11 protein-coding genes and 1 pseudogene are annotated in these 10767 nt (G+C 54.5%); 8 read left to right on the top strand and 4 right to left on the bottom strand.

The features are described from left to right. From KHQ28_RS22095 to fabF, 3 genes are all read left to right on the top strand, one after another. Positions 1-630, top strand: a 630-nt coding sequence (locus KHQ28_RS22095) for an HlyD family secretion protein (protein ID WP_211777680.1), incomplete at its 5' end; no start/stop codon positions are given. Then, positions 627-2189: a DHA2 family efflux MFS transporter permease subunit gene (locus tag KHQ28_RS22090; protein ID WP_015958439.1), complete on the top strand. Its 1563-nt coding sequence runs from the start codon at positions 627-629 to the stop codon at positions 2187-2189. The genes KHQ28_RS22095 and KHQ28_RS22090, both read left to right, overlap by 4 nt. Before the next feature lie 19 nt (positions 2190-2208). After that, positions 2209-3483: a beta-ketoacyl-ACP synthase II gene (gene fabF / locus KHQ28_RS22085; protein ID WP_004179968.1), complete on the top strand. Its 1275-nt coding sequence runs from the start codon at positions 2209-2211 to the stop codon at positions 3481-3483. Between the two features lie 3 nt (positions 3484-3486). On the opposite strand, the pseudogene KHQ28_RS29315 reads toward fabF, so the two are convergent. Then, positions 3487-3678 (bottom strand): annotated as a pseudogene (locus tag KHQ28_RS29315) (hypothetical protein); the annotation flags it as partial. A gap of 153 nt (positions 3679-3831) precedes the next feature. Between KHQ28_RS29315 and KHQ28_RS22080 the strand changes: the two are divergent. Further along, entirely contained in the window at positions 3832-4188 is a 357-nt protein-coding gene (locus KHQ28_RS22080; protein WP_014343081.1) for an ASCH domain-containing protein, read from the top strand. 202 nt (positions 4189-4390) lie between these two features. Further along, the gene (locus KHQ28_RS22075; RefSeq protein WP_071890486.1) at positions 4391-5290 is read left to right on the top strand and encodes a hypothetical protein; all 900 of its coding nucleotides are present in this window, start codon (positions 4391-4393) and stop codon (positions 5288-5290) included. Between the two features lie 445 nt (positions 5291-5735). On the opposite strand, the gene KHQ28_RS22070 is transcribed toward KHQ28_RS22075, so the two are convergent. Beyond that, the gene (locus tag KHQ28_RS22070; RefSeq protein WP_024622652.1) at positions 5736-6536 is read right to left on the bottom strand and encodes a helix-turn-helix domain-containing protein; all 801 of its coding nucleotides are present in this window, start codon (positions 6534-6536) and stop codon (positions 5736-5738) included. Between the two features lie 92 nt (positions 6537-6628). On the opposite strand from KHQ28_RS22070, the gene KHQ28_RS22065 reads away from it, so the two are divergent. Further along, entirely contained in the window at positions 6629-7354 is a 726-nt protein-coding gene (locus KHQ28_RS22065; RefSeq protein ID WP_003026048.1) for a GMP synthase, read from the top strand. A 331-nt stretch (positions 7355-7685) separates the two neighbouring features. After that, complete coding sequence (locus KHQ28_RS22060) at positions 7686-8381, top strand: alpha/beta fold hydrolase (protein ID WP_023286465.1); 696 nt, start codon at positions 7686-7688, stop codon at positions 8379-8381. A gap of 162 nt (positions 8382-8543) precedes the next feature. Here the strand turns inward: KHQ28_RS22060 and KHQ28_RS22055 are convergent, their stop codons facing one another. Next, a complete protein-coding gene (locus tag KHQ28_RS22055; RefSeq protein ID WP_032418938.1) occupies positions 8544-8768 on the bottom strand; it encodes a hypothetical protein in 225 nt (74 codons plus the stop codon). Positions 8769-8970: 202 nt separating this feature from the next. Further along, positions 8971-9738, bottom strand: a complete 768-nt coding sequence (locus KHQ28_RS22050) for a helix-turn-helix domain-containing protein (RefSeq protein ID WP_004189983.1) — start codon at positions 9736-9738, stop codon at positions 8971-8973. Positions 9739-9847: 109 nt separating this feature from the next. On the opposite strand from KHQ28_RS22050, the gene KHQ28_RS22045 reads away from it, so the two are divergent. Further along, positions 9848-10639: a sulfite exporter TauE/SafE family protein gene (locus KHQ28_RS22045; protein ID WP_032418937.1), complete on the top strand. Its 792-nt coding sequence runs from the start codon at positions 9848-9850 to the stop codon at positions 10637-10639. Positions 10640-10767: the final 128 nt, after the last annotated feature.

Here is a 10767-nt window from a genome sequence, read left to right as displayed (position 1 = left end):
CGCTATAACGCCCTGGCCGCGTCGAGCGCGATTTCCGCACAGATCCGCGATAACGCCTCCGCCGATTATCGCCGGGCGCACGCCGAGCAGGAGAAGGCCAAAGCGGATAAAACCGTGGCCGAACGTCAGCTGGCGGTGCTGGATGCTCGCCAGCAGCAAATCCTGGCTGCCCTGGCGCAGGCCCAGGCTAACCTCGAGATGGCCAGGCTGAACCTCAGCTATACCGACATTCGCGCGCCGTTCGATGGGGTGATTGGCAACCGCCGCGCGTGGTCCGGCTCCTTCGTCAGCAGCGGTACGCAGCTGCTCTCCCTGGTACCCGCGCACGGCCTGTGGATTGACGCTAACTTCAAGGAAAACCAGCTGGCGCATATGCGTGCCGGCCAGCCGGTGACCATCGTCGCCGATGTGCTGCCGAACCATACCTTTAAGGGGCATGTCGCCAGCCTGGCGCCGGCGACCGGCTCACGCTTCAGCATTCTGCCGGCGGAGAACGCGACCGGGAATTTCACTAAAATCGTGCAGCGGGTGCCGGTCCGCATTGCGCTGGAAGGTGACGGGGCAAAGCTTGACGTCCTGCGCCCGGGACTGTCGGTTATCGTCACCGTGAACGAAAAGAGCCCTCGATGAGCACCGTTCAGGCGCTGTCCGCCCCGCAGGGTCTGTCGATGCCGACGGCGAAGAAGATCTTCGCCTTCGCCAGCATGTGCGTGGGGATGTTTATTGCCCTTATCGACATCCAGATCGTCTCCGCCTCGCTGCGGGATATTGGCGGCGGCCTGTCGGCGGGCGACGATGAAACCGTCTGGGTACAAACCAGCTACCTGATCGCCGAGATCATTATTATCCCACTTTCCGGCTGGCTGGCCCGGGTCATGTCGACCCGCTGGCTGTTTGCCGCTTCCGCGGCGGGCTTCACGCTGATGAGCCTGCTGTGCGGCTGGGCGTGGAACATCCAGAGTATGATCGCCTTCCGCGCCCTGCAGGGACTGGCGGGCGGGTCGATGATCCCCCTGGTGTTCACCACCGCTTTCGCCTTTTTTCAGGGCAAACAGCGAGTCATCGCCGCGGCGACGATCGGCGGCCTGGCCTCCCTCGCCCCTACGCTGGGTCCAACGGTGGGCGGCTGGATCACCGAAAACTACAACTGGCACTGGCTGTTCTTTATCAACGTTGTTCCGGGGATTTACATCGCGGTGGCAGTGCCGCTGCTGGTAAAAGTAGACAGCGCCGACCCCACTCTGCTGCGCGGCGCCGACTATCTCAGTATTCTGCTGCTGGCCTTGTCCCTCGGCTGCCTGGAATATACCCTCGAAGAAGGTCCGCGCTGGGGCTGGTTTGATGACGCGACCCTGACGACCACCGCCTGGGTCGCCCTGCTCTGCGGCGTGGCCTTTGTTATCCGCACCCTGCGCCATCCGCAGCCGGTGATGGATCTCCGCGCCCTGCAGGATCGAACCTTCAGCCTCGGCTGCTATTTCTCGTTTATGGCCGGCGTCGGCATCTTCGCCACCATCTATTTAACCCCGCTGTATCTGGGGAGCGTGCGCGGTTTCAGTGCGCTGGAGATCGGCCTGGCGGTATTTTCCACCGGTCTGTTCCAGGTCATGTCTATTCCGTTTTATTCGTGGCTCGCCAACCGCGTCGATCTGCGCTGGCTGCTGATGGCCGGGCTGATCGGCTTTGCGGTGTCAATGTACAGCTTTGTTCCGATCACTCACGACTGGGGGGCGGACCAGTTGCTGCTCCCGCAGGCCTTTCGCGGACTGGCGCAGCAGTTTGCCGTCGCGCCAACGGTGACCCTGACGCTGGGCAGCCTGCCGCCCGCGCGCCTGAAGCTGGCCTCCGGGCTGTTTAATCTGATGCGCAACCTCGGGGGCGCCATCGGCATCGCCCTGTGCGGCACGGTGCTTAACGACAGAACCAATCTGCACTATAGCCGCCTGGCGGACCATCTGAATAACGCCAACCTGGCAATGAGCGATTTTGTTCAGCGCAGCGCGGCAAACTTCACCGTCCAGGGGATCTCGCCGGATGCCGCGCAGACGGCGGCGCTGAAAAATCTTTCCGCGCTGGCGCTACGGGAGGCGCGAACCCAGGCATTTTCCGATGCTTTCTACCTCATCATGATGGGTTTTTTACTTGCCGCGCTGCTGGTTCCCTTGATGAAAAAGCCGCCGGCACACTGATACTACAGGAGAGTTAACTATGGGCGTTTCCGTTAAACGCATTGTCGTCACCGGGATGGGGATTGTCAGCCCGCTGGGCTGCGGCGTACAGCACGTCTGGCAGTCGCTGCTGGCAGGAAAGTCAGGGATCACCCGACTCAGCGAGCAGCTGGTCGCGGATATTCCCTGCAAAGTGGCCGGCCAGGTGCCGTCCATTGACAGCGATCCGCTGCACGGCTTCGACCCGCTGGCGACCATCCCGGCGAAAGAGCGCAAAAAGATGGATCGCTTTATTGAGTTTGCGCTGGTCGCCGCCCGCGAAGCGCTGGCCCAGGCCGGTTGGTCGCCAGCATCCGAGGCCGAACAGGAACGCACTGCCACGGTGATCGCCACCGGGATCGGCGGGTTCAGCGAGATCGCCAATGCGGTACATACCACCGATGAACGCGGGCCGCGTCGTCTCTCGCCGTTCACTATCCCCTCTTTTCTGGCCAACCTGGCCGCCGGGCATGTGTCTATCGCCCACGGCTTCCGGGGCCCCATCGGCGCGCCGGTCACCGCCTGCGCAGCGGGTGCCCAGGCCATCGGCGATGCAGCGCGGATGATCCGCAGCGGCGAGGCGGATATCGCCCTCTGCGGCGGCGCGGAAGCGGCAATTCATCGCGTTAGCCTGGCCGGGTTTGCCGCGGCAAGGGCGCTGTCCAGCGCCTACAGCGACCAGCCGGAAAGCGCTTCCCGCCCCTTTGACCGTGACCGCGATGGTTTTGTGATGGGAGAAGGCGCCGGGCTTATCGTGATCGAGTCGCTGGAGCACGCGCTGGCGCGCGGCGCCACGCCGCTGGCCGAGCTGGTCGGCTACGGCACCAGCGCAGATGCTTATCACCTGACCGCGGGCCCGGAAGACGGGAACGGCGCACGTCGGGCCATGGAGACCGCAATTCGCCAGGCCGGGGTGACCGTCGACGAGATTGACCATATCAATGCCCACGCCACCTCGACGCAGGTCGGTGATAAAGGTGAGCTGGCGGCGATTAAAACGCTGTTTGGCGCGCATCCGGTCGCCATTACCTCGACGAAATCCGCCACCGGCCATCTGTTAGGCGCGGCCGGCGGGATCGAGGCCATCTTCACCATTCAGGCGCTGCGTGACCAGGTGGTGCCGCCGACGCTGAACCTGCATCACCCCGATGAAGACGCGGCAGGCATGAACCTGGTGGCGCTACAGGCCCGCCCGCAGAAGATGCGTTATGCGCTGTCGAACGGTTTTGGCTTTGGCGGCGTTAACGCCAGCCTGCTGCTGAAACGCTGGCAATAATCGTCAGCTCCCCTGCGGTACTGGCCGACGGGGGATTTCTACCGTTGCGGCTTTTGCCCAGCTGCTGGAGTAAATCAAGTACAGCGCGATACCCGTGGAGACAATGGCGCCGATTCGGCTCATCGAGAATGGAATCGACGCATTGTCCAACCAGCCGAAGTTATCGATCAAGGTCAGTTTTGAGCGAAGAACGGACCACACTATCTAAAGAATGATATCGCCTATTATGTTGGGACCGCTCATGTTAAAAAAGGGATAGCTTTTCTTTTCATTGACGATAACGAAGGAATTTTCATGGTTGAGGTTGAGGAAATAAAAAAGAAATATCCCGGCGCAGATGCCTGGCAAATGGGTGACAGTCCGGAACTGGCTAACGAGCTGGCTGACCTGATCAAAAAAGGGATCAAAACGGCCTCTTGCGGATCTTTTGCCTCTTACCAGCAGGAAGAATCCGCCCCGAGAATCGGGAGTTATAACATTATTCTTGATGGTCAGAATGTTCCAGTTTGCGTGATCAGACTGATTTCGATGCAGCTGGTTCGTTTTTGTGATGTCACTGAAGCGTTCGCCCGCAAAGAAGGTGAAGGCGATTTAAGCCTTGAATACTGGAAGAAAGAGCATCAGAGATTTTTCAGCTCTGAAGGTCATTTTTCTGAAGATATGGAGTTGATCGCAGAAGAATTTGAAGTGGTTGAGGTGCTGTAAGGCAAGGTCAACGGGCTGACGTTTTATCACTGGCCACTCATAACACTGTTCGCTTCTGGCGCGGAGCGGACAAGCTGTCGAGCTAAAGGTCCGCATTGAGCAAGGAGCTGACGTGCCAGCTATAATTGGTAATAAAATGAGAGTAGAACTATTCTGATTTGTTTAAAAAAACATTTTTACATCCAAGGGCAAAATATTTTTTATGCTATCTTACATGCTCTCTCAATATGCCAGGCTACCTGTGCCTGAAGTTACTCTACGTTCATGGTTAAAACAATGGTTGTCAGAGCAGGAATCGAGGTGTACAGACAGAAGTTTCTCGGCGGGATTTCCCTGGAGAGAAACTGGATTATGTCAGGAATATTTTTTACAACGAAAACTCAAAATTGATGGAAAGCAATTTCTTACTGGCCCCCGTTATCAGGGCGGAAATATTAACAAACCTTTTATTGATATTGTAGGTATGGATTCTGACCTAAATCATACTGCATTAGAACTCATTAGTAAGGAATGGTCACAACTCAGAGCTCAGTATGTCCGCATTCTTGTACCCGGCCAGTCCTTCCTGCAGGGTATTCCCGACCAGTATATATATGCCACGTCTTTTTCTGAACCCCCTGAATTCAATGATAAATCTCTTACTTTGCAAGTGGCGACATACGAAGATTTTGACTGGTGTTGTCAGGCCCTGGGTGATGCCTATAAGCATACATGGCAGACAGTTCGCGAACTATCTGCAAGCAATTTGGTAGCAGTTGATGACGAAGAGTTGTGTGACCATATTTCAGAGAGAGAAGTATATATTATCTATGAAAACGATGTTCGCGCCGGGTTGCTAATATGCCAGAAAGGAAACATCGCTTTTCTGAGAGGATATCGTATTACTGACAAAGTAATACTTCCTGCTTTTCGTGGTCGATCATTGTCGGCCCGAGCGCAACGCCTGCTGTACCGATTATTAACTCATTCCGATTCGGAACTATCTTTGTATATGGGCACAATTATTCCGCAGAATATCCCCTCGATGAAAACTGCAGAAAGAGCGGGACGAACTTGCATCCTAAGTTATCAATTTCTACCCATCTGCAGAACCCACGATTAACAGCAATGCTAATTTATCTTCAGCCTACACAGGGGACGTGCAGGGCCCGGGAGTACTCCCCTGGACGCATTAATGGGCAGGATGTGATTGTTGCGCAGGCTATCATATGGCGTGAGGTACAGCAGAATCAGGCTTCGTAGCAATGAGGGGCTCACAGCGTCCGGAATCCACCCGGTGCCGTAAATCACCGTAAGGTCTGTCATAAGGTAATTTCATCACGCATCGCGACACCTTTTTTCTTCATGCAGGCCTTCTCTTTCACGGTTTGTCAGAACTGTGGACCGCAGTAATCTCCACTCCGTGCTTTAATCAATGAGAGTGTGTCGGGTGCAAATTAAACTACCTTTCTCAACAGCAAAGGCGGGATACACCTACCCTCGCAGGGTTTCTGCGTCTGGTAATATGCCCATGACAGTCTCAAAGACCGCTTTGAGGGTTTCCCGGTTTAAGGCACAAAATCGCGTGGCGTTGCCCCCAAAATGCAGCGAAAAGCAGCGGTAAAGGCCGCCGGGCATGAGAAACCAAGCTGGTAAGCGACCTGTTTGATTGGAACACCGTTCGCGAGAAGATCCAACGAAGCGCAAATTCTGGCTCTCTGCTTCCATGTTCTAAAACTAAAGCCTGTATCCTTCATAAACAATCGGGAAAAGGTCCGTTCCGACATGGCCGACATAAAAGCCAGCTCGCTCAGCGATGCTTCCCAGCGCTGATTGACCAGTAGCGATCTGGCAGCGCTGAATAATCGCTCATCATTCGGCATGGGAAGCGCCATCGTTAAAGGTGGAGCCTCGCTGAGAATTTCCAGAAGCAACAACGCTATCTTCCGTTGACTCGGTCTGGCGTAGTCCTCACTGAACAGCCCAGCGATAAGCTCTTTGACTAACGGCGTAGCCGTGATCACGTGTACCTGCTGACTCTTGGTAAAGCTCGTACATTCTGCGATAAGGCTACTGCTGAAATAGATCGCCCTGAGATCGGTTTGTGAAAGCAGATGATAACTATGGATATGTAGAGGCGGTAGCCATAATGCCCGCTGAGGAGGGATCACCCAACGGTCGCTCTCTGTTTGCACCAGCATAACCCCTCTGGTGGCGAAGAGTAGCTGCCCCTCAACATGATGATGGGGAGGATCTGCCTCGCCGCGTTGATAGCTTATCGCAGTACTGGACCAGCCTGTGGTTTCATCATGTCTTGGCGCTTTATCTATACTACCTGGCATTTCAGATTTAGCCCCTGCCATTATCATATCGAAACTGGAACCACCCAGAGTAGAGCCTTAGGCAATGGGTGCGTGACTTATCATCCTGATCATCAAAGATATTACAGGAGCTTAACCTCATGCGTGTACACTTTATCGTACATGAAAGTTTTGAAGCCCCGGGCGCATATGAAACCTGGGCAATAAACCAGGGTCATGATGTAACTTACTCACGCGTCTATGCAGGCGATCGGCTACCTGATGACGCCGTAGGCATCGATTTTCTAGTCGTTATGGGCGGTCCGCAAGATCCGGACACCACGCTTGAAGCGTGCCCGCACTTTAATGCTAAAGCGGAACAGGCGCTGATTGCTTCCGCGGTTAAAACCGGTAAGGCGGTGATCGGTATCTGCCTGGGTTCACAGCTCATTGGTGAAGCGCTGGGCGCGCCGTTCTCTCATAGCCCGGAAAAAGAGATTGGTAAATTCCCGATCACATTGACCGAAGACGGCAGGAAGGATGAGATGTTCTCTCACTTTGGGAAAACACTGGAAGTGGGTCACTGGCATAACGATATGCCAGGTTTGACGCCAGAGGCCAAAATTATTGCTTACAGCGAAGGCTGTCCGCGGCAGATCGTTGCCTATTCAGACCGCGTCTTTGGTTTCCAGTGCCACATGGAGCTCACATTGGACGTTGTAGAACGGCTGATCGCTCATTCTGAGAAAGACCTGAGCCGTGCAGCAGAATATCGTTTCGTTGACACGCCTGAAGCGCTCCGGGCGCACGATTACAGTGAAATGAATCAAGTACTTTTTGGCTTTTTGGATAAGCTGGAAGCACGTTACAAAGCAGCGCAAGCATAATGTCATGCTCGGTAAGCTTGCCATCGGTTTTGATTTTAATGTCCGCTCCTGGCACAGAGCGGACAAGCTACCTGATTTGAAGGTCCGCTATGAGCGAGAAGCGGAAAAGTGCTCTGGTAGGTTGTACACGGACCTGGGCATTAGAGCTTGCTCAATTCGGGATCAGCCTGTTGATGGTGGAGGAAGCCAGGGAGAACGTTAGAAACGTTCAGAAACTCTGTGGAAATAGACAAACGCCTATCCAGGGCTGCAATTTGATATTGTCGCTGTTAGTAAGATATTTTTAACCTGTCTTATCCAATAAATACACTGATGCATTTAAGCGAGAATTATGAGTTTAAAGCCGCGTAGAATCGTTTTAATTCCTGGGTTTATGCTGAATGAAATGCTTTGGCATGAATTTGAAACATATCTCCCGTCAAACTGTATTGTTCATCATGCAACTGTAACTGAAGGACGAACCATTCATGATGTAGTGCAGCATTTGATTACTCTTCTGCCTGAGAAGTTTTCTTTGATAGGTTTTTCGATGGGAGGATATATTGCCCGACAACTGGCAGCAGAATTCCCTGAACGTGTAGAGTCCTTAGTGCTTATTGCCAGTTCCTTACGGGAAGATACGCCGTTAGAAGCTGAAGCAAAGCGGAAAAGCGTGCAGTCATTGTCCCCCACAACCTTTAAGGGGCTGAGCAGACATGCTATTGCCCGGTCACTCCACCCTCTAAACACATCAAATCAGGATATGATTTCAGCTATCCAGAAAATGGGATGCTCTCTGGGATTTGAAGCCTTCATCACGCAATCATCCTTATCCAGGCAAGGTATACCTTCTGCAACGATACGTTGTCCAACGCTGGTTATCGCCAGTGAAGATGATGCCATCCGTTCGATGAAGGAGGCAGAAGAATTGGTCGAAGCCATACCTTATGCGTCGTTAAGAATCATTCTGGATTGCGGCCATATGATTCCGCTCGAACAGCCCAGGGAGTTGGCAAGAATTATTGTTGAATGGATCCCTGCTACGTAAATTATTGGGGGTTTATCCGGCAAAAATCCGGATTTACTTCATCGGGGTAAGTTCCGCTCCTGGCTCAGAGCGGACATTCCCCTTTGCCGACGTGAAAACCGCTATTGCCTGACCTCATTCTGGTCAGCCAGATGTTCTGTCCCGCCGCCCTGCCGGCGGCCTCTATCTCAGTAATACCTGTATCAGTTGAACGACGATATACACTCCCGCTACCACCTGTATGATTCGAAATCCCCATCTCAGATAGCGCCATTGATAACGTTCGCTGGCATCAGCCGCTTCAATCGCGGGATCATAGCGTTTTCTTTTCCTGGTTCTGAAGGTATCGAATCCCCACAGGATGAGAAGAATGATGATGATGATTTTTTCAACGATAAGATTGTTCACAAAGAGAGACTCCGGTCTTCTCACGGTTACAGGCAGAATAGATAAACCGCCTGGATGTAGCCACCACTAAATGTAGGGGTACCTGAAAACGAAGCCAGGCCTTCCTGGATTATCTGTCTTATGACCGCGTAAACGCATAGCAACACCATAAAAGCGACATTCATTTCCGACACATGCTGCGGGAGTCCCCTTCTCCGACGCCTCAGGCTGGGTGATAAAACGACGGCGGCTGCCCGGTCACGCGGCGGAACATGGTGGCGAAAGAGGACGCATTGTCGTATCCAAGGGATAATGCCACTTCGTTCACCGGTTTGCCTGCTATCAACCATGCCAGGGCGCTCACCACGCAGGCTCGCTGTCGCCAGGCGGAAAACGACAGGCCCAACTGCTTCAGGAAATGGCGGCGAAAGGTACTAGGACTCATAAACAGCGCCCTGGCCCAGCGCGCCGCAGGATCATGGATAGAGGGGTTAAGCAAAAAAGCCTGACAAAGCGCCAGCAGCGCCGGATGCTGCGGCAACGGAATGTCAAATTCGCGGACCGGCATAGCGGCCAGTTCCAGCAACATCAACTGTATCAGCGTGCGATCGCGTGGGCTGTCGTACAACGGTGGTAAATCCACAGCCTCAAGCAGTAGCTGGCGCAACAGCGGCGAGACGCTGATCACTTCGCAACGACGGTGTTTAATGAAAGCGGCCACACAGTCTGGCTCAATATACAAGCTACGCGTGGTCACCCCTGCAAATCTGACGGCATGCACGGTTTCAGGGGGGATCCAGACAGCGTGTTGCGGAGGAACCACCCATTCTCCGTCTTGCGTAGTGACATACATCAGTCCGGTCGCGCCATACAGTAGCTGTGCGCGACGATGCTGGTGCGGGGGCAGGATAAATCCCTGCGCATAGTCATTACCTAACGCCACCACATCACGATCGAGTCGATCGAACTCGTCAATTTTTACGTTGCGCACACCTGCCTCCCTCTGACCGATTTACAAAGGTAATTGAGCGCTACGCAAATGGGAAGCAGTACGCGACCGGTATAAGCTGCTCGCTCATTTTCAGGTCGGGGATACTCTCTTGAATGAGATCGTTATTATTGCGCTGGCAGGCTTTACTACCGGCATTACCACGGTGCTGTTCGGCTTCGGCGGCGGCTTTGTGGTGGTGCCCTTTGTCTATCAACTGATGCTCCGGCAGCCGGCGATCGCGGGCAACGCCATGCATATCGCGGTGGCTACCTCAACGGCGGTGATGATATTTAACGCCGGCTGGGTCAGCTATCGAAACTGGCGGGCGGGCAGGCTTGCCGCGCAGACGCTGTTTCCGTTGTTATGGTTTATTGCCATTGGGGCGGTGGTGGGCTCCTGTCTGGCGGGGATATTGAGCGAGAATATTGTTCGCGCGCTGTTTATTCTCTATATGCTGGCAACCATCAGCGATTGTTTGTTGCGCAAGGGTTTTTTCACGGGCAGCGCTCGGCGTCGCCTGTCCCTGCCAGTGGTCACCGGCGGCGGTGTGATTATCGGTACGATCGCCGCATTGCTGGGCGTGGGCGGCAGCGTCATGACGGTGCCCCTGCTACGGCGACACGGGTATGCAATGCAGGAGTGCGTTAGCGCATCCAACCCGCTTTCTTTGCCCGTGGCGCTATGCGGGGCTGTGACCTATGCCGTCATTGGCTGGCACAGCATTCCGCTGAGCGGATTTCTGGGGTTTATCAGCCTGAAAATTTTAGGCCTGCTCGTCCTGACCGGCTGGGCCGGGATAGTGTTTAGCCGCCGGGCAATCCCTGCGGTACCTGATGTATGGTATGCGCGCATCTATGTGCTGCTGCTGTGCCTGGTACTCCTCGCCATGCTTATTCAATAATCAAATTCCATTCTGGTGAACCGGTGTAACAGACGCGGCCGGGCGGAGCCCTCTCCCTGGAGAGAGGGCCAGGTTCAGGGGCAACAAGCTACCCGCGAAACCCATCCGTATCGCGGGTAGCTTGTTGC

Source organism: Klebsiella sp. 28 (genome assembly GCF_018223905.1).
GTDB classification, from domain to species: domain Bacteria; phylum Pseudomonadota; class Gammaproteobacteria; order Enterobacterales; family Enterobacteriaceae; genus Klebsiella; species Klebsiella pneumoniae.
Note: the sequence above shows the minus strand (reverse complement) of the source record. Positions and strands in the feature narration are given on the sequence as shown.

Bases quoted from the DNA above. Each gene is read 5' to 3' on its own strand.
- KHQ28_RS22080 (WP_014343081.1), top strand. From the start codon at position 3,832: ATGGGTGACAGTCCGGAACTGGCTAACGAGCTGGCTGACCTGATCAAA.
- fabF (WP_004179968.1), top strand. From the start codon at position 2,209: ATGGGCGTTTCCGTTAAACGCATTGTCGTCACCGGGATGGGGATTGTC.
- KHQ28_RS22060 (WP_023286465.1), top strand. From the start codon at position 7,686: ATGAGTTTAAAGCCGCGTAGAATCGTTTTAATTCCTGGGTTTATGCTG.
- KHQ28_RS22090 (WP_015958439.1), top strand. From the start codon at position 627: ATGAGCACCGTTCAGGCGCTGTCCGCCCCGCAGGGTCTGTCGATGCCG.
- KHQ28_RS22065 (WP_003026048.1), top strand. From the start codon at position 6,629: ATGCGTGTACACTTTATCGTACATGAAAGTTTTGAAGCCCCGGGCGCA.
- KHQ28_RS22075 (WP_071890486.1), top strand. From the start codon at position 4,391: ATGCTATCTTACATGCTCTCTCAATATGCCAGGCTACCTGTGCCTGAA.
- KHQ28_RS22070 (WP_024622652.1), bottom strand. From the start codon at position 6,536: ATGATAATGGCAGGGGCTAAATCTGAAATGCCAGGTAGTATAGATAAA.